The following is a 23,722-nucleotide window of genomic DNA, read 5'->3' on the forward strand; positions in this document are numbered from 1 at the left end:
CGGTGCAGTGGTGCCGGAACGCGGTCCGGGCGCGGACGGGGTGCGGGGGGCCGGCCGGGCCGGCCCCCGTGCCCGGGTTACTGGGTGGCCAGGACCTGGTTGACCTGCTTCTCCGCGTCGGAGAGCAGCTTGTCGACGTCGGCGTTCTTGTTGGTCAGGAGACCGGACATCACGTTGTCCAGGACCTTGTAGACCTCCTGGGCCTTCGGCGGCTCGGCCTTGCCGGGGACCGGGTTGTCCACGAAGGTCTTGAAGTTGGCGACCGGCATGGTGGCGAACTGGGCGCGCGCGGCGTCGTCCGTGGTCTTCGATCCGTTCAGCCAGAAGTTGGGCTGGGGGACACCGACGGGCAGCTTGTCCGCCTTGGTGCGCTCCCAGTTGAACTGGCCCTTGCCGACGGTCAGGTTCTTGAAGTTCAGCCAGGCGATCGCGGCCTTGATCTTGTCGGCCGAAATCCCCTTCTTGATCATGTAGTTGTTGCCGCCGGCCAGGGTGTTCTTCTCGCCGGGGATCGGCCCCATCCCGAAGTTCTCGTACTTGGCGCCGAGTTGCTGCACCATGTACGCGATGTCGTCGGGCGCGGCGAGGAACATGCCCAGCTTGTCGGTGGCGATCTGCTTCTGCAGGTCGCCCCACTTCAGCAGCTGCGTCTTGCCCATGCTGTCGTCGTCCCACCGCATGGCCTTGATGTTCTCGGCGACCTGCTTGCCCAGGTCGTCGTTGAACGCCGCCTTGGTACCGCTCGCGTCGACGACCTCGCCGCCGACGCTGTACATCTGCGCGGTGAAGTGCCAGCCGCCGGTGTTGCCGGCGCTGTACTCGCCGAAGCCCGAGATGCCCTTGCCCAGGCCCGCGATCTTCTTCGCGGCGGTACGGACCTCGGCCCAGGTGCGCGGCGGGGCGTCGGGGTCCAGGCCCGCCTGCTGGAAGAGCTTGCGGTTGACGAGCAGGCCCATGGTGTAGTTGCTGGTGGGAAGCCCGTACAGCTTGCCGTCCTGCTTCAGCGAGTTGAGGACGTTCGGGTCGATGTCCGCCAGGGCGGGCACGCTCTTGTCCGTGACGTACGCGGTGATGTCCTCGGCGCCGTCGTTGTCGAGCACCTGCGGCAGGTCGGTGAAGTACGTGTAGAAGACGTCCGGCTGTGACTTCGCCTTCAGCATGGCCGTGAAGCGCGGCGGCTCCAGGCACTGGCCGGCGGTGGACCGGCCCTCGATGGTGACGTTCGGGTAGGTCTTGTTGAACTCGGCGACGTCCTCCTTCCACTCCTTCAGCTCGGCCGCCTTCGCCGTGGGCGGCATGCAGTCGATGGTGATCGTCACCTTGGTCTTCGGGTCCAGCGGGGCGGCGGGGTCGGCCGACGCGCTGCCGCCGCCGTCCTTCTCGCCGCCGTCGTTGTCGCTGCTGCTGCTCGTGCCGCAGGCCGCGAGCGCGGTGAGCGCCAGCGCGGAGACAAGGGCGACCGCGCCTGCGCGGCTTCGACGGCGGAACGCGGCTCTACTCATGGGTGGTCCCCCTCGGGCATGTGCGTGGACGTCGCCCCACCGCCGATGCGTTGTGGGGCGCCGCACACTCAACCACCGGGAACAGAAGGACGCAATATCTAGCGCCGATCTCGTAATTGTTTGACAGATGAATGAATGGGCCGCGGTGGATCATGGGTCGACCCGTGCGGGGCCCGTCGCGGACGGCTGCCGCCTCCGAGCCCGGGAAAGCGGCAGACCCCCGCCCCCGGAACGCGGCAGACCCCCGCCCCGGAACGCGGCAGACCCCCGCCCCGGAAGGGGGCAGGGGTCTGCTGGGGCGGGGTGTGCCGTGGGCGGTGTCGTCGTACCCTGCCACCGCCACCCCGCACACCGTCCGGCGCGCGGGTCCCGCCCTTGCGTGCCGTCCGTACCGCGCCGGGAGCCGGCGGGTCGCTCGCGCGCATGATTGCCCGGTGGCACCCCGGTCCGGCAGCCGCGAGGCCGCCGCCTGGCCGCCCCCCCGGGGGAGAGCGTGGTCCGCTCGGTGAGCTCCGCCGTCGGCCGGTGCCCGCGGGCCGATGCGGCCGTCCGGACGGCCGGACGGCCGGACGGCCGCTGGTGGCCCTGTGCGTGCCGGTGTGGTGAGCACCGGCCGCCAGGGTGCCCGGGAGAACCCGGGCTTGCCGTCGAGGGCCCGGCTGACCGTGGCCTCGCCGATCCCCTCCTTCCCTGCCGCCTGAGCAAGTCTTCGCGCCGCGAACGCAAGCCTGACGCAAGCTGCGCAAACAGCTTGCGTCGGTCGTGCGAGCCGTCGGCAGTCCGTCGTGCGGGCCGTTGTGCGGGCTGTCGTGCGGGCCGTCGTGCGGGCTGTCGTGCGGGCCGTCGTGACGGTGGAAGAACCCCGCCACGACGGCCCCGTACGCCTGCCGACCTCCGTCTACGGATTGACGTTGATCTTGAAGGTCGAGGTGGTGTTCCGGATGTCCACCGCGTTGTTGGAGAACCTCAGGCCGTTGAAGGTGACCTCACCGACCGCGGGACCCTGCCCCGACTCCGGCAGCTCGTTCGCCCAGAGACCGAAGCCGGACTTCGCGTCGAAGGCGTCCTGGCTCTTGCGGGCACCCGAGATCGAGATGTCCGTGAAGACCGTGTCCTTGATCGGGAACTGCGGCTGTCCGCCCACGTAGTTGGTCTGGAACATCACCCCGCTGTAGGTCGGGTCCACGATGTCCACGTGGCTGACCCTGATGCCCTGGAACACCTTGGAGGCGGAGAACACCCAGATGGCCGGGAAGGTCTGCGACCCCCAGAAGTGGCCGCCGGTCCGGACCAGGGAGATGTTCTCCAGGGCCGTGGGGCCCGTGCCGAAGCCGTTCATCGGATACCCGAAGTCCAGCGAGGAGATGGTGATCCCCGCGTAGACCAGGGTGTCCGCGACGCGGAGGTTGCGGAAGGTGTTGTCGTAACCGCCGTAGACGGCGATGCCCGCGGCCCGCCAGGTGAGGAGCGACGTCAGGTTCTCGAAGACGTTGTTCTTCATGTCCGCCCCGCCGGCGTCGATCGCCGAGAAGAGCGCGAAGCTGTCGTCACCGGTGGCCCGGGACTCGTTGTTGGACACGAGGTTGTCCGTCGAGCCGTTGGTCATGTTGATGCCGTCGGCGAAGGTGTCCCGGATGCGGGAGTTCTTGATGGTCATCCGGTCCGTGTTGGCGCCCCAGTACATGCACACCATGTGCTCGACCCAGATGTTGTCGATCACGATGTCGGAGACGCCCGCGAAGTCGAACACCTTCCCCGGACCGTCGATGCGTGAGGTGTAGTTGCCGAAGTAGGCGAAGCCCGAGAACGACGACCCGTTCGCCGTCGCGTCCGCGCGGAACCCGATGTCGGTGTTCTCCTGCCCGGCCGGTCCCTGGAACCTGGTGAACCAGGGGCCCGCGCCGACCACCTTCACGGCCTTGCCGTAGACCTGGAACTTCGACGAGGTCTGGTAGTCGCCCGTCGGCAGGTAGACGCCCACCAGCTTGCCTGTGGTGTCCATCCGCACCCGGTCCAGGGCGTTCTGGACGTCCTGGTGGGTGAACCCGGCCGGTACGGCGTACGCCGCCGGGTCGGGGTTGGCGACGGCCGTGGCCTGCTCCAGGCTGACGAAGTCGATCGCGTACGTGGAGGTGTTCGCGGCGTCCTTCTGCAGCCGGATCTTGGCTCCCGCCGGTACGGTCTCGCCGAGCAGGAGGTGCGCCTCGTCGTAGATGTGCCGGGGCCCGCCCGCCGAGGGGGAGTTGCCGGGGCCGGCCTCCGCGCCGTACAGCCACGCGTACCGTGAGGTCAGCGGGAGCGCCTTCTTCAGGACACCGTCGACGTAGACGTCGATCGTGGAGTCGATGCCCCCGCCGCCCGGTGCGTCCGGGATGGAGAACCGGGTCACCAGCGTGTTGGTGGCCGCGCGGGTGGTGAACTCGACGTACTCGCCGGTCGCGTCCAGGTTCACCGCCTTGCGGCCGGACGCCTCACCGGCGATGTCGCCCACCGTGCGGTTGGGGCCGACCACCTGGGCGCCGCCGCCGGTGGTGGCGTCCTCCGCCTCGTACGTGTCGTACGGCATGTCGGCGCCGCGGCCGACGAACAGCGACTGGGTGGATACGTTGTTCGTCCGCTTCACCGGCAGCTCGTTGGCGTCGTCGGCGAGCGTCACCTTCACGGTGTACGAGCCGTCGGCCGCCGTCCACGGGCCGAGCTTCACCGAGGCCGCGGTCGCTCCGGCCGCGATGGTACCGGTGAACGCGCCCGTCAGGGTCTTCACGGTCGTGTTGTTGGAGTCGACCACCGCGAGGGTCACCCCGTGGCTGCCGCTCGCGGAGGCGATCGAACCCTGGTTCTTGATCGCCACGTCGAAGGTCACCGCGTCACCGGCCGAGGGGCTGGAGGGCGAGGTGTTCACCGAGGCGACCAGGTCGGAGCTGGAGACCGGCTTCACCACGAGGGGATCGGTGCGGTTGTAGGTGTTGTTCGACTCGTTCTGCTCGATCACCTCGCCCGCCGGGTCCACCACCGCGCCCAGCGGATAACTCCCCGCCTCCCGCGTGCCGATGGAGGCGCTGACCGTGGTCGACGCTCCGGCCGCAAGAGCCCCCACCGAGGCGGTGGCGACCTTGGAACCGCCGAGCAGCAGGTCCACCTTGGTGGCGGCCGACGCGGACGCGCCGCTGTTGCGGACGGTGGCACCGAGGGTGATGGTGTCCGACTCCACCGGCGCGGAGGGCGAGGCCGTCACGCCGGTGACTTCGAGATCCGGGTTCGGCGCCGGGACCCCGATCACCTGGAACTCGGCCACCTGCCCGGCCGAGGAACCGGAGTTGGCCGTGAACTTCAGCTGTACGTCGGCGACGCGTCCGGAGACGGGGACGGTGACGCTGTTCCCGCTCGCCGGGTCGAAGGAGTAACTCTTCGCCGCGACCAGGCTGGTGAAGGAGCTCGCGCTCTGCTCCCGCCCGAGCACCTCGATGGTCTGGGTGCGGGCCGACCACGCGCTGTCGGGGTTGAGCTTCAGCACCAGGGAGCTGAGGTCGGCGTTGGAACCCAGCTGCACCGTCAGGGTGTTGGGGTAACTCCCCCCGGCCCCTTCCCAGTAGGTCGTCACGCTGTTGTCGTTCGCGTTCGTCGCGACGTAGGTGTGCACGTACGACGAGGCGCTGATCGGCTTGGACACCGCGAGGTTGGAGCCGGTGGTGCCGGAGCCGTTGCGGGTCACCGAGTTGCTCGCGGTGGACTGGTTGCCCGCCGCGTCCTTCGCCCTGACCACGTAGGTGACCGTGGCCGAGGCGGGCTGCGTGTCGGTGTACGTGGTCACCGAACCGCCGACGCTGCCCCGCAGGGTGTTGTTGGCGTAGATGTCGTAGCCGGTGACGCCGGTGTTGTCGGTGGAGGCGTTCCAGGCCAGCCTGATCTGGCCGCTCGCCGGCTCGGTGAGCGTCAGCCCCGAGGGGGCCGTCGGCGCCGTGGTGTCCCCGCTGCTTGCCTGCCGGGTGACGGTGTTGCTGTTCCCTGACTGGTTCCCGGCCGCGTCCTTGGCCCGTACGTAGTACGAGACGGTCTGGTTCGCCGGACGGCTGTCGGTGAACGTCGTCACCCCGCCCGCGACGCTGGTCAGCAGGGTGTTGTTGGCGTAGATGTCGTAGCCGGTGACACCGGTGTTGTCGGTGGAGGCGTTCCAGGCCAGCCTGATCTGACCGCTCGCGGGCTCGGTGAAGGCGAGGCCGGTCGGCGCGGACGGCGCCTGGGTGTCACCCGTCTCGGGGCCGTAGACCTCGAACTCGGACACCTGCCCCGCGGGTTGCACACTGTTCGCGGTGAACAGGGCCCGGACGTAACGGGTGGTGGTCGCGTCGAAGGTGAGGGTGACCGTCTGGCCCCCCGCGCTGTCGAAGGTGTACGCCTGGGAGGTGGTGAGGTCCGTGAAGGCCGAGTTGTTCGTGCTGCCCTGGATCTTCAGCGTCTGACTGCGCGGCCCCCAGCTGTCCGGCAGCTTCAGGACCACCCGGTCGACCCGTACGGCGGAGCCGAGATCCGCCTGGATCCACTGCGGGAAGGCGTTGTTGGCGCTCTCCCAGTAGGTCGACTTGTTGCCGTCGTTGGCGTTGGACGCCGGGTAGACGTCGGTGTGGCTGCTCTCCGACATGGTGCGCCCGCTCGCCAGGTTCACCGAGGAGGCGGCGGCGACCTTCACCTCCAGCTCGGAGAGCTGGGCGGCGTCGGCCACGGAGTTGTCCGTGACGGCGATCCGTACGTAACGCGCCTTCGTCGCCGGGTAGTTCACCGTGACCGCGTTGGCCTGTCCCGGACTGAAGGTGTACGTCGCCGAACTCTTCAGCGTGGTGAAGGCGGTGCCGTCGGTGCTGCCCTGGACGGCGAGGGTCTGCGTGCGGCTCGCCCACCCGGCCGGAAGCTTCAGTACGACCCCGTCGGTCCGGACGGTGGACCCCAGGTCGGTCTGCACCCACTGGGGCTGGTCGCTCTTGGCGGCCTGCCAGTAGGTGCCCTGGTCTCCGTCGGTGATGCCGGCGGCGGTGTTCCCGGCCCGTGCGCTGCTCGCCTTGGCCGGCAGGCCCGAGGCGGCGTTCGGCCCCGCTGCCGCCGCGGCGGTCAGCGCGGGCCATCCGACGGTCAGCAGGCTGGTGACGACCACTGCGGACAGGCCGCGCGCTCTCCAGCGTTTCGCTCTCATGGATCCCCGATCCCTCGGCCTCGCCCCTGACGGAGGCGAGGCACGGCTCAGTCGATGTGCAGGGAGAATTGGATTTATGCGTCAAGCACTACGTCTTTTGCGAGGAGCGGTCAGAGGGTTGCAGATATCTGGAGGCCCGTCTACCGGTCCCGCAGGTACCAATTGCCGTGCCTGAACGGCAGGATGGGGCGACACCCCGTTCCAGCAGGGGCTTTCGTGAGAGCTGTCGGGAAATGCAAGTTCGCCGCAAGGGATGAAAGCCGGTTGCGTTCTTGCGCAAATCTCCGGTGCGTGTTCCGTGGACACGCCGATGCCCCGGACCGCGGCGCGTGGAGGCGCGGTGGTCCGGGGCATCGGGTACGGCGGGAGCGAGCGGGCGCCCCAGGGCGCCCCCGGCGTCACCAGTCGTGGACGGTGCCGTCCTGGAGGCGGTTGACCGGCAGATACGCGGGCTCGTACGGGTGGGCGGCGGCCAGCTCCTCGTCGAGCTCCACGCCGATGCCCGGGGCCTCGCCCGGGTGCAGGTGCCCGTCGGTGAACGTGTAGGCGTGCCGGAACACCTCCTCGGTGAGGGCCGAGTGCCCGGAGTACTCCTGGATGCCGAAGTTGTGGACGGCGAGGTCCAGATGGACCGCCGCCGCCAGGCCCACCGGGGAGATGTCCTCGGGCCCGTGCGTCGCGGCCTTGACCTGGTACTGCGCGGCGAAGTCGAAGAGCTTCCGCAGCGGGGTGACCCCGCCGAAGTGGGTGACCGCCGACCGCGCGTAGTCGATCAGCCGCTCGGTGATCAGCGCCTGGTAGTCGTGGACGGTGTTGAAGACCTCACCCACCGCGAGCGGCGTGGTGGTGTGGTGGCGGATCAGGCGGAACGCGTCCTGGTTCTCCGCGGGCGTGCAGTCCTCCAGCCAGAACGGGCGGTACGGCTCCAGGTCCTTGCCGAGCCGTGCCGCCTGGATCGGGGTGAGCCGGTGGTGGGCGTCGTGCAGCAGCGGCAGCTCGGCGCCGAACTCCGCCCGTACCGCCTCGAAGACCGCCGGCACGTGCCGCAGATAGGCGTCGGTGTCCCAGTCCTCGACCAGCGGCCTTGCCTGCTGGTGGAGCACGGCGGCACCGCTCTCGTCGGTGGTGTGCACCCCGTACACCGCCTTCAGCCCCGGCACACCGGTCTGGATGCGGACCGCCCGGTACCCCTCGGCGAGGCGGGCCCGGACGGAGTCGAGCAGCTCCGGGATGCCGGCGCCGTTGGCGTGGCCGTAGGTGCGGACCCGGTCACGGCTCGCGCCGCCGAGGAGCTGGTAGAGCGGGAGCCCGGCGGCCTTGGCCTTGATGTCCCAGAGCGCCACGTCCACGGCGGCTATCGCGGCCATGGTGACCGGCCCGCGCCGCCAGTAGGCGCCCCGGTACAGGTACTGCCAGGTGTCCTCGACGCGGTGCGGATCGAGCCCCACGAGCAGCGGCAGCACATGGTCCTGGAGGTAGCCGACGACGGCGAGTTCCCTCCCGTTGAGCGTGGCGTCGCCGAGCCCGGTGAGCCCTTCGTCGGTCGTCAGCTTCAGTGTGACGAAGTTGCGACCGGGACTGGTGACGATCAACTTCGCGTCGACGATCTTCATGCGCGTGCTCTTTCCGGTGCTGGGCAGGGCTGTGCGATACCGGGCGGGGCCGACGTTGTGGCCCCGCCCTGCCCGGTATTCCATCAGCCCCGTCGCCGGTGCTCCGCCCGGGCCTCCCTCCCGCACACGTGTGTGGTGGCCGGGCCCGTCGGGACCCGGCCACCACACCGTGGTTCACCCGGTGTACTGCGCGAACACCCGGGTGTAGTCCCACGCCTGCTGGCTGACGTCCGAGCAGGTGTCCGCGCCGCCCCCGGTGCACGGCCGGTCACGGTTGACCGACCAGAAGGTCAGCCGTGCCAGGTGGTGCTGCTGGGCGTACGCGAGGATGGTGCGGAAGTCGTCCACCGTCACCGTCTCGCCGTTGTCGGTGAGACCGTTCATGGACGAGATGCCGATCGACCGGTACGTCTGGTCGTCGGTGTACCCGTAGGCGCTCTTCACCGCGTTCTTCAGGCCCTCCGCGGCCTGCTTGGTGAGGTTGCCCATGTTCTGGCCGGCTCCGCCGAAGTTGAACGGCATGATCGTCCAGCTGTCGACGGTCAGCCCCGCGGAGGCGGCCCGGTTGATCAGCGAACTGTCGGGACCGCTCTGGCCGGTGCCGAAGGTGACGTACACCTTGATGCCGGGGTTGTTGGCCTTCACGGTCTTCAGCGCGTCCACCGTGCGCTGCTGCACGGTGGCGCTGCTGTAGGCGTCCGCCTCGATGTCGATGTCGATCGCCTTGAGGCCGTACGCGTTGATGACCTTCTGGTACGCGGCGGCCAGCTCACCGGCGCTGGAGCAGGAGCTCTCCAGCTTGTTGCCGCTCCAGCCGCCGAACGACGGGACGACGTCGCCGCCCGCGGCGCGCACCGTGTTGACCGTCTGCTGGTCGACCCCGCCGGTCAGTGCCCGCGAGCCGTCCCACTGCGGGTTGCAGTAGCCGTTGCTCAGGACAAACGCCAGGGTGAACCACTTCACCCCGGTCGCGTTCATCACGGTCGTCGGACTCGGCGGACTGCCCCAGCCGTTGTAGAGGTACGGGGCCACGGCCATGGTCCCGCCGGGTGCGGGCGTGCCGCCGCCGGAAGGGGCCGTCCACTTCTGGTTGGCCGTGCCGGAGCAGGTCCAGAGCTGGAGCCGGGTGCTGTTCGCCGAGGAGTTGCCGGTGGCGTCCACGCACTTGTCCGCCTGCGGGTTCACGATGTCGTGCGCCGCGGACACCGTCCACTTCTGGTTCGCGCTGCCCGCGCAGTCCCAGATCTGGAGCTGGGAACCGTCGGCGATGCCGTTGTCCTTGACGTCGAGGCACTTGCCCAGGGCGCGGAGGGTGCCGTCGGAGTTGACGGACCACTGCTGGGCGGCGGAGCCGTTGCAGTCGTACAGCTGGACCGCGGTGCCGTTGGCCGTCGATCCACCGGCGACGTCGACGCACTTGCCGCCGATGCCGGTGATCGCGCCGGTGGCGGTCACCGCCGCCTGCGCGGTGGCGGGCAGCGAGAGGAGGGACGCCCCCGCCGCGAGGAGGAGAGCCGAGGGCAGCGCCAGGGACCGGCCCCAGGGGCGGCGGGCGTCCGCACGCGGGCTCACGCGGCGTTCACCGTCCACTTCTGGTTGGCCGTGCCGGAGCAGGTCCAGAGCTGGAGCCGGGTGCCGTTCGCCGAGGAGTTGCCGGTGGCGTCCATGCACTTGTTCGACTGGATGCCGACGATGTCCTTGGCCGCGGGGGTCGCCCATTTCTGCGCGGCCGTTCCGTTGCAGTCCCAGAGCTGGAGCAGGGTGCCGTCGGCGGTGCCGGCGTCCTTGGCGTCGAGGCACTTGCCGAGGGCGCGGATGGTGCCGTCGGAGTTGACGGACCACTTCTGGGCGGCGGAGCCGTTGCAGTCGTACAGCTGCACGGCGGTGCCGTTCGCGGTGGCGGCGCTCGCCACGTCGACGCACTTGCCGCCGATGCCCGTGATCGAGCCGCCGGTGGCCGGGGGAGGAGTCGTGCCGGTGTCACTGGTCGTGACGTGCACGTAGTCGACGACGAGCTGGCTCGGGAACGGCGTGGAGCCGTCGGGGTCGCCGGGCCAGTAGCCGCCGACCGCGAGGTTCAGGATGATGAAGAAGGGCTTGTTGAACACCCAGCTGTTGCCGCCCACGTCGGCGGGGGTGCGCGTCTGGTAGACGTTCCCGTCGACCGACCAGGAGATGGAGTTGGGCGCCCAGTCGACCGCGAAGGTGTGGAACGCGTCGGCGAAGGCCTGGCCGTTCGGCAGGGTGTAGCCCGCGCCGATGCCCGCGGAGCCGGAGTACCCGGGACCGTGGATGGTGCCGTGTACCGCGCCCGGCTCGTAGCCGACGTTCTCCATGATGTCGATCTCACCGCTGTTGGGCCAGCCGACGCTGCCCAGGTCGGAGCCGAGCATCCAGAACGCCGGCCACATGCCCTGGCCGCGCGGGATCTTCATCCGGGTCTCGACGTGCCCGTACGTCGAGGAGAACTTGCCGGAGGTGTTCAGCCGGGCCGAGGTGTACTGACACGTGCCGTACCAGCACTGGTAGTTGGCGGGGTTCTCCTTGCGGGCGGTGATGACCAGGTTGCCCTGGCCGTCCAGCTTGGCGTTGTTCGCGCCGGACGTGTAGTACTGCCGCTCGTGGTTGCTGACGTTGTCGCCCGTCTCCGTCTGCCACTTGCTCGCGTCGGGGGCGGAGCCGGCCGCGCCGTTGAAGTCGTCGGAGAAGGTCGTGGTCGCCGCGGCAGCGGTGGCGGCGGTCTGCGCGGTCACGGGTGCCGCGTCCGCGGGAACGGCGGTGAGCGCGCCGGAAGCGCACAGGAGGGACGCGACAGCGAGCGCCAGTCGGCGCTTTCGAGGGGTTCGCACGATCATCACTTCACTTCGTGTGGGGGTTGCCCGGTCGCGGATCTTTCGGGCAGGGGCTTGTGACCATGGACCAGTTGGTCATGGGCATGACAGGTTGCGACGCGATCCGGCATCCGAGGGGGCGATGCCGGTTGTTAATTCACTACTTGATTTAAGTGAGGGGAAGAGGGGGCGTCAAGGTGCTGGTACAGACCTTCTGTTGACCGTGGAGTGGAGACGCGCAGGCGGCTCGCTTCAGGTCTTGAACGGGCGGGGGCTCCGCCGTCGGCCGTGCGGGCGGGCCCCCGGGCGGTGTGCCGGTCGTACGCGGTGTCGTGCGCGGAGTGGTGCGGTGTGCCGGTCGCGCGCGGTGTCGTGCGTGGAGTGGTGCGGTGTGCCGGGAGGTGCGGTGACCGTGCGTCGGTTCGCGGGGGTGACCCGGTTCGAGTGGGTCGCTGCAATTCGGTCGTGAGTGCGGGCCGTCATACCAGAGCGGGACGGATGGCGGGCAAGTTCGACAACTGGCGCTCACGCCCGCCGCGTCGGCGACTACCGTGTGTGCTCAGTGATCAACGATGGGCTCATGTTCTTCGAGCCCACCCGGTTGATCCGGAGCCTGACCGACCCCCTTTGGTGCCACCGCATGAACGATTCCGGGTGCCCCACGTACCGAGGACGCTGATGTCTCAACTTCGCGCACCAGAAGCGCGACCGGATCGCCGGGAGAGCGGGCGGCACGGCCGCCCGGCGGGCCGTTCCCCCTCCACCGCGAAGCCACGTGCCGCGCAGCCGGCCCCGGAGGTGCGGATGCGTGGCCAGATGACGCGTGCGGCGCTGCTGCCGACCGTGGCCGCCCTGCTCAGCGGTGCCGCCGCGGTCGTCTTCACCCTGCGGGCTTCCGGGGTGCGCCCGTCCGGCAGCCTGCTGGCCGCGCTCGGCGGCTCGGGCGCGCTCGCCGTGACGGCCGTCGCGGCGGCCTGCATCGGCGCCCACCGGGTCGCGGCCGGGCTGCTCGACCGGGCCCAGGCGCTCCGCCGGGCCAACGCCCGCGGCCAGGCCGACCTCCAGCGGGCGCTGGAGCAGCTCCGCGCCGGGGAGGAGCCGCCCGCCCGCCGGGCCCCGCAGCCCACCGCCCCCGGCGCGGACGCCTTCGACCTGCTCGGACAGGAGATCGCGCGCTCCCAGGAGGCCGCCGTGGCCGCCCTGGCGCAGGCCTCCCAGCTCTTCAGCAACGCGGGCAACGAACAGAAGGTGGAGGTCTTCGTCAACCTCGCGCGCCGTCTGCAATCCCTGGTGCACCGCGAGATCCAGATTCTCGACGAACTCGAACACGAGGTGGAGGACCCCGACCTCCTCAAGGGCCTCTTCCACGTCGACCACCTGGCGACCCGCATCCGCCGCCACGCCGAGAACCTCGCCGTGCTCGGCGGGGCGGTCTCCCGTCGGCAGTGGTCCAACCCGGTCACCCTCACCGAGGTGCTCCGCTCCGCCATCGCGGAGGTGGAGCAGTACCCGCGGGTCAAGCTGGTCCCGCCGATCGAAGGCACCCTGCGCGGGCACGCGGTCGCCGACGTGATCCACCTGGTGGCCGAACTCGTCGAGAACGCCACCGTGTTCTCCGCCCCGCACACCCAGGTCCTGCTGCGGGTCCAGCCCGTCACGGCGGGCTTCGCGCTGGAGGTGGAGGACCGGGGGCTCGGCATGCCGGGCCAGGAGCAGAGCCGGATGAACGCCCTGCTCGCCGACCCCGACCAGGTCAACGTCGCCCATCTCCTCCAGGACGGCCGCATCGGGCTGTTCGTCGTCTCCGCGCTGGCCCGTCGGCACGGCATCGCGGTACGGCTGGAGAGCAACATCTACGGCGGTACGCAGGCGGTCCTCGTCCTCCCGCAGGTGCTGCTCGGCACCGAGAGCGACACCACCACCCCGCCGGAAGGCGTCCCGGTTCCCCCGCCCGGCGCCGTGCACCGGCCCCCCGCCCAGGACTCCGTACCCCAGACCCACCCGGCGCCGGGGTACACCGGACCCCACCCCGCACCCGTCCTCCCCGGTGCCCCGGACCGCACCCGGGGGCCGGACCAGGAACAGCTCCCGCCCGCGCGGGACCGGCTCCGTCCCGTACCGGGACGAGTCGGGCCCCTCGGCGCGGCACCCGGTGCACCCGGCACGGGACCCGACGCGCTCGGCGTGCCCGGTTCGGGGCCCGGTGTGCCCGGGGTGCCCGGTTCGGGGCCCGGCGTCCCGGGAACCCCGCAGCCTCCGCGCCAGATCCGCCGCGAGGCCCAGGGGCCGCCGCTGCCGCAACGCACCTCGGAGCGGTCCGCGCCGACCGGGTCCCACCCCGCCCCCGCGGGGTACCCCGCACCCACCGCGTACCCCGAACCCGAGCCCGCCGCCCCGGCGCGCCCCGAACTGCCCCGGCGCACCAACCAGGAGAACCTGGTGCCGCAGCTCCGCCAGCCCCCGGTGCGGCGCGTCCCGGACGAGCACGCGGTGCACGACCCCGGCCTCGTCGCCGCGTTCCGGCGCGGGATCGACCTGGCGGAGGCCCGGTCGGCGCAGGACACGGAACCCCCCGCCGCGGGCGGCGACGGCCCGCCGCCCGCCACCGGTCCCGGACCGTCCCCCCGCGGGCCCGGCCAGGGCCACCCGCAGGGAACGGGGTCCGTCGCGCCCGGCTTCGCCCCGTACGTCCCTCCGGCCCCGCCGCCGGTCCGACGGGTCACCCCGCTGCCCGTCCGCGCACCGGCCGCACCGTCCGACAAGGGAATCGCGGGCCGCCCCGGCCCCCGTCACGAGCACCCCGACCCCCGTCACGAGAACACGTACAAGGAGTAGATGCACCATGCCGAGCGAAATGACGTCCGGTCAGGTCGCCGACCTGGACTGGCTGCTGAGCGGACTCGTCCAGCGCGTTCCGTACACCCGCAGCGCCGTCCTGCTCTCCGCGGACGGACTGGTGAAGTCGGTCCACGGCATGGACTCCGACAGCGCGGACCACATGGCCGCCCTGGCGGCGGGGCTCTACTCGCTGGGCCGCAGCGCCGGAGCCAGGTTCGGGGACAACGGCGACGTGCGCCAGGTCGTGGTCGAACTCGACTCGACCCTGCTCTTCGTCTCTACCGCCGGTTCCGGAACCTGCCTCGCGGTCCTCGCCGGCCGCGAGGCCGACGCTGCGGTCCTCGGATACGAGATGACCATGCTGGTCAAGAGCGTGCGACCGTATCTGGCCACCCCGGCGCGGCACATGGCGGGGACACCGTTCACGCCGGGGCTGTGAGGGTGCGGGCTCAGGAAGGGCCGCTGCTCGACGCCGAGGCCGGCCGGCTCGTTCGTCCGTACACCGTCAGCAGCGGCCGGACCCGGCCGACGACCGAGCTGGACCTGCTCTCGCTGATCATGGCGACCGGCAGGCAACCGCAGGCCCACCTGGGCCACGAACACACCGTGACGCTCGGGCTGTGCGAGGGCCCCACGTCCGTCGCCGAGGTGGCCGCGCATCTGCGGCTGCCCGCGACGGTCGCCAAGGTCCTCGTCTCCGACCTGGTCGACTGCGGGGCCGTCACCGCGCACGCCCCCGCGTTCCAGGACATGCCCACCGACCGAACCCTGCTGGAGGCAGTGCTCGATGGTCTACGACGACAACTCTGACAGCACCGCCCGCCCCGCGCCCTTCCCCGTGGCCCTCAAGGTCCTGGTCGCGGGCGGGTTCGGGGTCGGCAAGACGACGTTCGTGGGCGCCGTCAGCGAGATCGCCCCGCTGAGCACGGAGGAGCTGCTGACCCAGGTCGGCGTGGGGACCGACAACCTCGACGGGATCGAGTCCAAGCGGGCGACCACAGTGGCCATGGACTTCGGCCGGCTCACCCTCTCCGACGAGCACGTCCTCTATCTCTTCGGCACCCCCGGCCAGGAACGTTTCTGGTTCATGTGGGACGAGCTGTCCCAGGGCGCCCTGGGCGCGGTGGTGCTGGCCGACACCCGGCGCCTCGAAGAGTGCTTCGCCGCCGTCGACTTCTTCGAACGGCGCGGCATCGGCTTCATCGTCGCCGTCAACGAGTTCGACGGCGCCTACCGGTACGCCCCCGACGAGGTGCGCGCCGCACTGGACCTCCCGCCGGGCGTCCCGGTCGTCCTGTGCGACGCCCGCATCGCCAGTTCCGGTACGGGCGCGCTGGTGACCCTCCTCCAGCACCTCATCAACGCCACCGCGGCCCCTGCCCCGGCCCCGCTCCAGACGTACGGAGCCCACCCGTGACCGGCAGGCCGCTGCTCACACCGGTCGACCGCGACGGCTCCGCCCGGGCCGCCCGGTTGCGCCGGCTCGGCCTGGGGGAGCGGCCGGACACGACGTTCGACAACTTCGACCACTTCGCCGACCGGGTCGCCGCCGTGACCGCCGCCCCCTACTCCATGGTCAACTTCATCGACGAGAACCGTCAGTTCTTCGCCGGTCTGCACACCCCCGCGGGCAACCAGGGCGGCGGCGACCTCGGAGCCGCCGCCGCGCACGACAACCGGAGCGACCGCTACCTCGCCCGCGACCACGGCTACTGCCCGCACGTGCTGGTCCGGCGCAAGGCCCTGGTGCTGGACGACGTCTGCGACTATCCGCGCTTCGCCGGGAACCCGGTCGTGGACGGCATAGGGATTCGCTCCTACCTCGGAGCCCCGCTCATCGACGGTACGGGCGTCGCCCTCGGCACCGTCTGCGCCGTCGACACCGTCCCCCGGCCGTGGGGGCGCGCGGGGCTCGTCACCATCAAGGCGCTCGCCCAGGAGCTGATGGGCCACATCGACCGCCGGGAGCTGCCGCGCCGCTGAGACCGTTGCGCCACCGGTCCCGTCAGCCCGGTCAGTCTCCCGTCAGCCCGGTGAGTCGCGTCAGTCCCGCCCCGCCCCGTCAGGCGGGCAGGAACCGGGTGATGCGGCCCCGGAGCCCCGCGGCGTCGAGCCCGTGCGCCGCGACGTGCTCGTCCAGCTGCCCGTAGCGGCGCAGCTCGGCGCGGCCCACCCCCAGGCCCAGCACACGGTGCGGCAGATCGAGCAGGGCTTCGCCGGCCGCAGCCGCGGAGGTCCCGGCGAGGTACGGCTCCACGAGCACCACATCGGCGCTGCTCGCGCCCGCCGCCCTGCGCAGTCCGGCGGAGTCGAAGGGCCGCACCGTGGTCGCGTACAGCACCGTCGTGTCCAGCCCCTCCGTCGCCGCCAGCACGTCGTCCAGCGTCGGCCCCACCGCGACGACGACGCCCCGGGAGCCCTCGCGCACGGTGCGGAAGGCGTCACCCTCCACCGGCATGGCCCGGCGGTTCGCCTGCAGCGACAGCCGCAGGTAGACCCGGTCGTCCCCTGCCGCGGCCCGCCGCAGCAGGGCCTCCGCCTCGTCCGGGTGGCCCGGGACCTGCACGCTCCAGCCGTCGAGCGTGTCCATCAGCGCCACGTCGCCGGGCGACATGTGGGTGAAACCGGCGGCGGGGGAGTCGTAGGAAGCCCCGGAACTCACCAGGACCCCGGCAACGCCCTGGTGCCCGAAGTCGAGCTTGACCTGCTCGAAGGGGCGCTCGACCAGGAAGCTCGCGAAGGTGTGGACGATCGGCCGCATCCCGGTCAGCGCCATCCCGGCGCCCGCGCCGATCAGCAGCTGCTCGCGGATGCCGACGTTGACCACTCGGTCGGGATGGCTCCGCGAGGCCTTCTCGAAGCCGTCGCGGCTGATCTCCGCCAGGACGAGGGCGAGGCGCGGATCATGGTCCAGGAGTTCGGTGGTGGTGGCGATGAAGCGTTCGCGCATGGTGTCCACGGGGATGGATCCTTCCGTTGCTGCCGGGATCGGCGGGTGGCTGGAGGGCGGGTGGCAGGGAGGGGCCGGTCAGCGCTTCGGCGCGGTCCGGGCGACCACGGCGTGCGGCCGACCGGGGTGAGGGGCGGTGAAGGCCGCGTACAGCGCCTCGTGGTCCCCGCCGTCCACGCTCACCACCGACCATCCGGCGGTCTCGAAGCGCGCCGCGATCCCGCCGGGCCGGCCGTAGGTCGCCGAGGCGTTGTCGATCACCACGGTGTGCAGCTGCTCCAGCCCCGAGGGCCCGGCGAAGGCGAGCGCCTCGTGATTGCTGCCCTCGTCCAGCTCGGCGTCCCCCACGAGAACCCAGACCCTGGGGTCGGTGCGCCCCTGCGCCCGCAGCCCCAGGACGGTGCCGACCGCGAGGGGCAGGCCGTGGCCCAGGGAACCGCTGCCGATCTCGGCCCCCGGCACCAGCAGCCGGTCGGGGTGCTGGCCCAGCGGCGAGTCGAAGGTGCCGAAGCCGGTGAGCAGCTCCTCCCCGAAGAAACCGTGGGCGGCGAGTACCGCGTAGTACGCCATCGGCCCGTGACCCTTGGAGAGCAGGAACCTGTCCCGCTCCGGATCGTCCATGGCCGCCGGGCCGACCCGGAGCACCCGGTCGTAGAGCACCCAGAGCACGTCCAGGGTGGAGGTGGCGGCGGGGCCGTGCTTCTCGTCGCCGGTCATGAGGCTCATCAGGCGGTTCAGGTCCGCGTAGCCATGCGTGCGGAGCTCGGCTCCGGTGGAGTTCGTCATGTCGATCATCGTGCGACCTCAATCAAGGTTGAGGTCAAGGGAAAGGTGTTCGTGACCACCGGCTCGGGTTTGGTATTGTTCTCTTGCAGGTCCGGCCAGGGCGAAAGCCCAGGTCAGACGGTGGCGGGACGTGGCGCAGCTTGGTAGCGCACTTGACTGGGGGTCAAGGGGTCGCAGGTTCAAATCCTGTCGTCCCGACTGGAGACAGTCGTTGTTCGAGGGCCGGTTTCGGAGAGATCCGAAACCGGCCCTCGGTCGTTTTGGGCCCCGAGGAGCCGGGTGCCGCGCGGGCTGGGGACGGTGCTCAGCCCGTGGCCGCGAGTACCGTCGTACGCCCGCCGAGCACCTGGGAGAACGTGTCGGTGACCTGGGCCAACGCCTCGGCCGTGCCGGGCGCGACGGTGAGGGTGCCGTCCTCGCCCACGGTGATGTCCTTGTCCACGGTGAACCAGCCGGGGACGATGTGCGCCGCGCCCATCGAGCTCAGGACGGGCCGCAACGCGTAGTCGATGGCCAGTACGTGGGCCGTGCTGCCGCCGGTGGCGAGGGGCAGCACGGTCTTGCCGGTGAGGGCGTACTGCGGAAGCAGGTCCAGCAGCGTCTTCAGCAGACCCGAGTAGGCGGCCTTGTAGACGGGGGTGCCAATCACCACACCGTCCGCCTCTTCGAACAGGGCCGCGGCCCCGACGACCGCCGGGTGCCGGAAGTCGGCGCCCAGCAGCGCCTCGGCGGGCAGCGTGCGTACGTCCAGCGGGGTCACGTCGTGGCCCTGCTCCCTGAGCCGGTCGTCCAGATGGCGCAGGAGCCGTGCGGTGCGGGAGGTGGCGGAAGGACTTCCGGAGACGGACAGGATGGTTGCCATCGGGCGGGCCTTTCTCTTCGGGTCAGGGAAACCGGTGGTGCCGGATGCGGTCGGCGGCGACAGCGCTCACCAGGCACTCGAATCGACCGCGACGACCGGCACCAGTCCGTTGCGCAATGTCTCCAGGAAGGTGACGATCTCCGCGGCGACCGAACGGTGCTGCAGGTCGTTCAGGACGTCGTGGTGCGCGTCGCGGACGACCGACAGGCGGGCACGGCCCAGCGTCTTCGCCGTACGGGCGAGCGCCTCGCGGTCCGCGAGCGGGTCGTGGTCGCCGACGAGGAGCAGCGCGGGGACGCCCGGCTCGCCGTCGTACGCGGCCGTGAGCAGGGACGCGGGGATCGCCTCGTCGAGTGCGCCCCGCCGTGTTCCGGCGTCCTCGGTGAGCGTTCCGCGGTGGGCGGGGCAGGCGGTGCGGACGTCGAGCTCGTCCTCCCAGCCGCCGACGGCCGTGGCGGTGCGGGCCGGGATTCCGGCGAGGACGACGGCGTCCGGCCGTACGGCCGACGGGGCGCCGTCCCCGCCGACGAGAGCCGCGACGGCGACCGCGCCCGAGTCGGCGCCGAGCAGCACGAGAGGACGGACCACACCGTCCTCACCGGGCGCCGCGCCCTCGGCGGCTTCGGCGAGCAGGGCGTCGGTGCGGTGCAGCGAGCCCGCGGGGTCGTCGGGGTCGATGGCGGGGGCGTCGACGACGCGGACGCGGTAGGCGTCGGCGGCCAGCCGCCGGCCGAGCCGGGCGTACGCCGCCCGGGACTCGCCCCGGCCGGGCACGACGACGACGGTGCCGCGGGTGCGAAGGCCCTCTGGCCCGAAGTAGTCGGTGTACTCGGTCATGCGAGGCTCCTGCGGGTGGCGGTGCGTACGTTCGACGGGTGCGGGTGGTGCGGGTGGTGCGGGAAGGCGGGGGCGTCCGACCGGGCGGGTGCGGGTACGCCGCGCATCAGCCGGCCGCGGCTTCGCGCTCGGCGGTGTGGCGGTTGGCGGGGACGGGCAGGCCGAGGTTGCCGCGCAGGGTGTCCGCCTCGTACTCCGTGCGGAACAGACCGCGCTTCTGCAGGAGCGGAACCACACCGTCCACGAAGCGTTCGAGGTCGTCGTTGTTGCGGAAGGCCAGGTTGATGCCGTCCAGGGTGCCGGCGTCGTACCACGTCTCGATGGTGTCGGCGACGGTCTCGGGCGCGCCGACGAAGGGGGAGCGGCGGAAGGCGTTCACCGACTCGGCGACCTGACGCAGCGACAGGTTCTCCGCCTTCGCGCGCTCGATGATCTTTGCGGCGCCCGTCCGGCCGCCCTTCTCGGCGAGGTGCGCGACGTCAGGGAACGGCGCGTCCAGGTCGTGCACACTGAAGTCGTACGCGCCGAAGGAACGGCCGAGGAGCGCGAGGTTGCTCGCGAAGTCGTTGTCCTCCTCGAAGATCTCCCGCTCCCGGCGCCTGGCCGCCTCGTCGGTCGCACCGACCACCGGGCCGCCGTGGATGAAGACCTTGATGTGGTCGGGGTCGCGGCCGTAGGCCGCCGTGCGCTTCTTGATGTCGGCGTAGTACTCGCGCGCCTGCTCCAGCGTGCCGCCGGGCGCGTAGATGCCCTCCGCGACGCGCGCCGCGAGGTCGCGGCCCTCGGGGGACACCCCGGCCTGGAAGATGACCGGCTGTCCCTGCGGCGAGCGCGAGAGGTTGAGCGGCCCGGCGACCTTGAAGTGCTCCCCGACGTGCTCCAGGGCGTGCAGCCTGGACGGGTCGAGGAAGACGCCGCGCTCCACGTCCGCCGGGAAGGCGTCGTCCTCGTAGGAGTCCCACAGACCACGGGCGACCTGGACGAACTCCAGGGCGCGGCCGTAGCGGGTGGCGTAGTCGAGGTGCTCGTCCAGCCCGTAGTTCCGGGACGTCCCGGTGTCGAAGCTGGTCACCACGTTCCAGCCGGCCCGTCCGCCGCTGATGTGGTCGAGGGAGGAGAAGCGCCGGGCCAGGTTGAACGGCGAGTTGTACGTGGAGCTCGCCGTGCCGACCAGGCCGATGTGCTTGGTGTGCGTGGCGACCGCGGACAGCAGGGTGAGCGGCTCCAGCCGGTTCAGGTAGTGCGACGGGTAGGTGGCGTTGATGAACTGGCTGTCGACGACGAACAGCGCGTCGAAGAGCGCGTGTTCGGCGGCCTGGGCCTGCTGGATGTAGTAGTTGATGTCGATGCTGGCGTTCTTGGCGACGCCCGGATCCTTCCAGAGGCCGTGCTGGCCGGGGCCGCCGACGCCGTACGGATGCAGAGCGAGGTGGAGCCTGCGGGACAGGGACATGGGTGTTCCTCTCGATGGTGCGGAAGGGGGCAGGTGTCGTCGGGTGCGGGTGCGGGTGCGGGTGCGGGTGCGGGTGCGGGCGCTGGTGCGGGTGCTGCGGTCGGCCAGTGTCGAGAACCGCTCAGTCGCTCAACCGCGCGCGCAGGAGCTCGCGTTCGGCGCGGTCGGCGGTGCGTGCGTGGAGTGTGGGCGCGGAGCCGACGAGCAGCCGGGTGTACGGGTGCCGGGGCCGGCCGATGACCTCACGGGCCGTGCCGACCTCGACGAGTTCGCCCCGGTAGAGCACGGCGATGCGGTCGGCGGTCCCGGCGACGGAGCCGAGGTCGTGGGAGATGAAGACGAGGGACGTCCCCCCGGCGCGGAGTTCCTTGAGGATTTCCAGCACCTGTACGCGGTTGGCGGAGTCCAGGGCGCTGACCGGTTCGTCGAGGATGACCAGGGCTGGCTCGGTGATCAGGGCGCGGGCCACGGCGACCCGCTGGCGCTGGCCGCCGGAGAGCTCTCCGGGCAGCCGCTGGAGCAGTTCCGCCGGCAGGTGCACCCGGTCGAGGAACGCGTGCGCTCTGCTCACCGCCTCCGCGCGCGCCGCCCCCTTGATGAGCAGGGGCTCGGTCAGAGAGGCCTCGATGGTGAGGTCGGGGTCCAGACTGCGCAAGGGGTCCTGGAAGACGTACTGGACGACGCCCCGTCGGCGCAGCGAGCGCCACCGGCGGGCGTTGAACGCGGTCACGTCCTCGCCGCCGACGAGGATCGAGCCGGCCGACGCGCGCACCAGGCCGAGGACGGCGCGGGCGAGGGTGGACTTCCCCGACCCGGTCTCGCCGATGACGCCGACGGTCTCGCCGGGCTCCACGCTCAGCGACACCCCGTTCAGGGCGCTCCGGCCCCGCCGGCCCCTCCCGTAGCGGACCTCCAGGCCTCTGATGTCCAGGACCGGTGCGGGACGCTTCTCCCGAGGGACGTCCGTACCCGCTGCGAGTGCCGTGGTGGTCATGACGCCTCCTTCGCGGTGAGGAACTTGTCGAGGCCGTAACTCTCGTGCTCGGCGATGAGGAGCCGGGTGTACTCGTGCTGCGGAGCGTGCAGGACGGCGTGCGTCGGGCCCTGCTCCACCACGGTGCCCTGCCGCATCACGAGGACCTCGTCGCACAACTGGGCGACGACGGCCAGGTCGTGGGAGACCACGACGAGGGCCAGCCCGGTGCGCTCGCGCAGTTCGGCGAGGAGATCGAGGATCTCCGCCTGGACCGTGACGTCCAGCGCCGTCGTGGCCTCGTCCGCGATGAGGGCCCGCGGCTCGACGGCGATCGCCGCGGCGATCAGCACGCGCTGGAGCATCCCGCCCGACAGTTCGTAGGTGTACTGGCCGTAGACCAGCTCCGGGTCCCGCAGGCGCACCGCGCCGAGGAGCGCGAGGGCACGCCGTCGTGCCTCGCGGCGCTTCACCCCCGTCTTCACGCGGATGACCTCGGCTATCTGGGCGCCCACCCGGATCGATGGATTGAGATAGGAGGCCGGGTCCTGGAAGACGGCGCCGATCGTGGTGCCGCGCAGGGCCGTCCACCGACGGGGTGTCAGGGTCGCGATGTCGGTGCCGTCGATCTCGACCGAACCGCCGGAGACCTCGAAGTGCGGGGGGAGGATGCCCAGCACCGCGCGGCAGGTGAGGGTCTTGCCGCTGCCGGACTCGCCGACGATGCCGACCGACTTGCCCAAGGTGAGCTCGAAGCTCACCCCGTGGACGATCTCCCGGTCCGCGGCGCGGTCGCCGATGCGTACGTCGCGGACGGCGATCACCGGCGCCGCCTGCGGAGGGGGAGCGGACGTGATGCCGGCTCCGGACTCCCGGGCGTCGGCGGGAGAGTTGGTGGTGGGGGACGCGTCGGCGGGAGAGACGGGGGCGGGCAGCGTGGTGCCGGGAAGGGCGTGCTGGGGCAGGGCGTGCTGGGACGGAGCGTGCCGGGACAGGGTGCTCATCGGGTACCTCCCACGGGGACGGGGGTGGACGAGCCGGTGCGGCCGGTTGTGGCCCCGCGGCGGGTGGCCAGTGCGCGGCCCGCCTCACCGGACACGTCGCGGATGGCGTCGGCGAGCAGATTGCAGGCCCAGACGGTGATCATGATCAGCAGGGCGGGTGCGGCCGGGGCCCACGGCTGATGGCCGAGGTAACTCAGGTCGGAGGCGAGCAGACCGCCCCAGGTGGGAGCGGGCGGCTGTACCCCGATGCCGAGGAAGGTCAGGCTGGAGACGATGACGAATCCGACGCCGATGGTCTGGGCGAGCGCCACGGCGATCGGCGGCAGCACCTTGACCCAGACGTGGCGGCGCACGATCCAGCCGAGGGAGGCCCCGGAGACGATCGCCGCCTCCACGTAGGGCGAGCGGGCCACGGCCAGGGTGGCCGCCCGGGCCACCCGGTAGAAGAGGGGGGAGACCAGCGCACCGGTGACGAGCATGGCCTGCGTGATGCCGTTGCCCAGCAGGGCGATCACCGCGATGGCGAACAGCAGGAAGGGCAGGGCGACCAGGGTGTCGGCCAGGCGGAGGGTCAGCCACTCGAAGACCCGGCCCGAGTAGACCGACAGGATGCCGGGGACGGCCCCGACGACCAGGGCCGTCAGTGCGACCTCCAGCGAACCGAGGACGCTGACGCGCGAGCCGTCCAGGAGGCGGCTGAGGACGTCACGGCCCAGATAGTCCGTCCCGAGCCAGTGGGCGCCCGACACCGGAGCGAGCGTGTTGCCGCCGGCGGCGAGGGGGTCCTGGGGAGCGAGCCACGGGCCGAACACCGTGAGGAGGGCGATCAGGACGAGAACGGCCACGGCGATGCGGCCGGACGTGAGTGAGAGGACGCGGCGCACCATC

The 23,722-nt window shown here is 71.3% G+C and carries 18 protein-coding genes and 1 tRNA gene; 6 read left to right on the plus strand and 13 right to left on the minus strand.

Annotated elements, in window-relative coordinates; translation table 11 throughout:
• Positions 1 to 77 precede the first annotated feature (77 nt).
• The 5 genes from ACFWEE_RS18750 to ACFWEE_RS18770 form a co-directional block, all read right to left on the minus strand.
• Positions 78 to 1,502 (minus strand): extracellular solute-binding protein, encoded by a 1,425-nt coding sequence (locus ACFWEE_RS18750; protein WP_386890397.1) that lies wholly within the window; start codon positions 1,500 to 1,502, stop codon positions 78 to 80.
• A gap of 898 nt (positions 1,503 to 2,400) precedes the next feature.
• A complete protein-coding gene (locus ACFWEE_RS18755) occupies positions 2,401 to 6,687 on the minus strand; it encodes a discoidin domain-containing protein (RefSeq protein WP_386890398.1) in 4,287 nt (1,428 codons plus the stop codon).
• A gap of 398 nt (positions 6,688 to 7,085) precedes the next feature.
• Positions 7,086 to 8,300 carry a D-mannonate dehydratase ManD gene (gene manD / locus ACFWEE_RS18760; protein WP_386890400.1) on the minus strand — a complete coding sequence of 405 codons (1,215 nt, stop codon included), beginning with the start codon at positions 8,298 to 8,300 and terminating at the stop codon, positions 7,086 to 7,088.
• Between the two features lie 174 nt (positions 8,301 to 8,474).
• A complete protein-coding gene (locus ACFWEE_RS18765) occupies positions 8,475 to 9,872 on the minus strand; it encodes a ricin-type beta-trefoil lectin domain protein (protein ID WP_386890402.1) in 1,398 nt (465 codons plus the stop codon).
• Positions 9,869 to 11,155: a family 16 glycosylhydrolase gene (locus tag ACFWEE_RS18770; protein WP_386890403.1), complete on the minus strand. Its 1,287-nt coding sequence runs from the start codon at positions 11,153 to 11,155 to the stop codon at positions 9,869 to 9,871. The genes ACFWEE_RS18765 and ACFWEE_RS18770 overlap by 4 nt, the downstream gene beginning before the upstream one ends.
• 654 nt (positions 11,156 to 11,809) lie before the next feature.
• Here ACFWEE_RS18770 and ACFWEE_RS18775 point away from each other — a divergent pair.
• Genes ACFWEE_RS18775 through ACFWEE_RS18795 form a run of 5 tightly spaced genes read left to right on the plus strand, consistent with a single transcriptional unit; the run spans position 11,810 to position 15,952 of the window.
• Entirely contained in the window at positions 11,810 to 13,966 is a 2,157-nt protein-coding gene (locus ACFWEE_RS18775) for an ATP-binding protein (RefSeq protein WP_386890404.1), read from the plus strand.
• 7 nt (positions 13,967 to 13,973) lie between these two features.
• Complete coding sequence (locus ACFWEE_RS18780) at positions 13,974 to 14,408, plus strand: roadblock/LC7 domain-containing protein (protein WP_266712128.1); 435 nt, start codon at positions 13,974 to 13,976, stop codon at positions 14,406 to 14,408.
• Complete coding sequence (locus ACFWEE_RS18785; protein WP_327179223.1) at positions 14,405 to 14,779, plus strand: DUF742 domain-containing protein; 375 nt, start codon at positions 14,405 to 14,407, stop codon at positions 14,777 to 14,779. Before ACFWEE_RS18780 ends, ACFWEE_RS18785 begins: the two co-directional genes overlap by 4 nt.
• Positions 14,757 to 15,386, plus strand: a complete 630-nt coding sequence (locus tag ACFWEE_RS18790) for an ATP/GTP-binding protein (protein ID WP_327179224.1) — start codon at positions 14,757 to 14,759, stop codon at positions 15,384 to 15,386. Before ACFWEE_RS18785 ends, ACFWEE_RS18790 begins: the two co-directional genes overlap by 23 nt.
• Positions 15,383 to 15,952 carry a GAF domain-containing protein gene (locus tag ACFWEE_RS18795; RefSeq protein ID WP_386890407.1) on the plus strand — a complete coding sequence of 190 codons (570 nt, stop codon included), beginning with the start codon at positions 15,383 to 15,385 and terminating at the stop codon, positions 15,950 to 15,952. The genes ACFWEE_RS18790 and ACFWEE_RS18795 overlap by 4 nt, the downstream gene beginning before the upstream one ends.
• A gap of 79 nt (positions 15,953 to 16,031) precedes the next feature.
• Here the strand turns inward: ACFWEE_RS18795 and ACFWEE_RS18800 are convergent, their stop codons facing one another.
• Positions 16,032 to 16,928, minus strand: coding sequence for a transketolase family protein (locus ACFWEE_RS18800; RefSeq protein ID WP_386890408.1), 897 nt, complete (start codon positions 16,926 to 16,928; stop codon positions 16,032 to 16,034).
• 69 nt (positions 16,929 to 16,997) lie between these two features.
• Positions 16,998 to 17,705, minus strand: a complete 708-nt coding sequence (locus tag ACFWEE_RS18805; protein WP_386890410.1) for a transketolase — start codon at positions 17,703 to 17,705, stop codon at positions 16,998 to 17,000.
• Between the two features lie 124 nt (positions 17,706 to 17,829).
• Here ACFWEE_RS18805 and ACFWEE_RS18810 point away from each other — a divergent pair.
• Positions 17,830 to 17,903: transfer RNA gene (locus tag ACFWEE_RS18810), tRNA-Pro, on the plus strand.
• Positions 17,904 to 18,009: 106 nt separating this feature from the next.
• Here the strand turns inward: ACFWEE_RS18810 and ssuE are convergent.
• From ssuE to ACFWEE_RS18840, 6 genes are all read right to left on the minus strand, one after another.
• Complete coding sequence (gene ssuE / locus ACFWEE_RS18815; protein ID WP_386890412.1) at positions 18,010 to 18,567, minus strand: NADPH-dependent FMN reductase; 558 nt, start codon at positions 18,565 to 18,567, stop codon at positions 18,010 to 18,012.
• Positions 18,568 to 18,633: 66 nt separating this feature from the next.
• Positions 18,634 to 19,404, minus strand: coding sequence for an alpha/beta hydrolase (locus ACFWEE_RS18820; RefSeq protein WP_386890413.1), 771 nt, complete (start codon positions 19,402 to 19,404; stop codon positions 18,634 to 18,636).
• A gap of 106 nt (positions 19,405 to 19,510) precedes the next feature.
• On the minus strand, positions 19,511 to 20,851 hold the full coding sequence (locus tag ACFWEE_RS18825) for an LLM class flavin-dependent oxidoreductase (RefSeq protein WP_386890477.1): 1,341 nt from the start codon (positions 20,849 to 20,851) through the stop codon (positions 19,511 to 19,513).
• A gap of 127 nt (positions 20,852 to 20,978) precedes the next feature.
• Positions 20,979 to 21,851 (minus strand): ABC transporter ATP-binding protein, encoded by an 873-nt coding sequence (locus ACFWEE_RS18830; protein WP_386890415.1) that lies wholly within the window; start codon positions 21,849 to 21,851, stop codon positions 20,979 to 20,981.
• The gene (locus ACFWEE_RS18835) at positions 21,848 to 22,834 is read right to left on the minus strand and encodes an ATP-binding cassette domain-containing protein (RefSeq protein ID WP_386890416.1); all 987 of its coding nucleotides are present in this window, start codon (positions 22,832 to 22,834) and stop codon (positions 21,848 to 21,850) included. Before ACFWEE_RS18835 ends, ACFWEE_RS18830 begins: the two co-directional genes overlap by 4 nt.
• Entirely contained in the window at positions 22,831 to 23,721 is an 891-nt protein-coding gene (locus tag ACFWEE_RS18840; protein ID WP_386890418.1) for an ABC transporter permease, read from the minus strand. Before ACFWEE_RS18840 ends, ACFWEE_RS18835 begins: the two co-directional genes overlap by 4 nt.
• Between the last annotated feature and the right edge of the window lies 1 nt (position 23,722).

Origin of the sequence: Streptomyces sp. NPDC060184 (assembly GCF_042728795.1) — a bacterium.
Taxonomy (GTDB): Bacteria; Actinomycetota; Actinomycetes; order Streptomycetales; family Streptomycetaceae; genus Streptomyces.

What these genes read in the sequence shown, in the direction of transcription:
- ACFWEE_RS18750 (WP_386890397.1), bottom strand. Translation starts at nt 1,502, where the DNA reads ATGAGTAGAGCCGCGTTCCGCCGTCGAAGCCGCGCAGGCGCGGTCGCC.
- ACFWEE_RS18755 (WP_386890398.1), bottom strand. Translation starts at nt 6,687, where the DNA reads ATGAGAGCGAAACGCTGGAGAGCGCGCGGCCTGTCCGCAGTGGTCGTC.
- manD (WP_386890400.1), bottom strand. Translation starts at nt 8,300, where the DNA reads ATGAAGATCGTCGACGCGAAGTTGATCGTCACCAGTCCCGGTCGCAAC.
- ACFWEE_RS18770 (WP_386890403.1), bottom strand. Translation starts at nt 11,155, where the DNA reads ATGATCGTGCGAACCCCTCGAAAGCGCCGACTGGCGCTCGCTGTCGCG.
- ACFWEE_RS18775 (WP_386890404.1), top strand. Translation starts at nt 11,810, where the DNA reads ATGTCTCAACTTCGCGCACCAGAAGCGCGACCGGATCGCCGGGAGAGC.
- ACFWEE_RS18780 (WP_266712128.1), top strand. Translation starts at nt 13,974, where the DNA reads ATGCCGAGCGAAATGACGTCCGGTCAGGTCGCCGACCTGGACTGGCTG.
- ACFWEE_RS18790 (WP_327179224.1), top strand. Translation starts at nt 14,757, where the DNA reads ATGGTCTACGACGACAACTCTGACAGCACCGCCCGCCCCGCGCCCTTC.
- ACFWEE_RS18805 (WP_386890410.1), bottom strand. Translation starts at nt 17,705, where the DNA reads ATGACGAACTCCACCGGAGCCGAGCTCCGCACGCATGGCTACGCGGAC.
- ssuE (WP_386890412.1), bottom strand. Translation starts at nt 18,567, where the DNA reads ATGGCAACCATCCTGTCCGTCTCCGGAAGTCCTTCCGCCACCTCCCGC.
- ACFWEE_RS18820 (WP_386890413.1), bottom strand. Translation starts at nt 19,404, where the DNA reads ATGACCGAGTACACCGACTACTTCGGGCCAGAGGGCCTTCGCACCCGC.
- ACFWEE_RS18830 (WP_386890415.1), bottom strand. Translation starts at nt 21,851, where the DNA reads ATGACCACCACGGCACTCGCAGCGGGTACGGACGTCCCTCGGGAGAAG.
- ACFWEE_RS18835 (WP_386890416.1), bottom strand. Translation starts at nt 22,834, where the DNA reads ATGAGCACCCTGTCCCGGCACGCTCCGTCCCAGCACGCCCTGCCCCAG.
- ACFWEE_RS18840 (WP_386890418.1), bottom strand. Translation starts at nt 23,721, where the DNA reads ATGGTGCGCCGCGTCCTCTCACTCACGTCCGGCCGCATCGCCGTGGCC.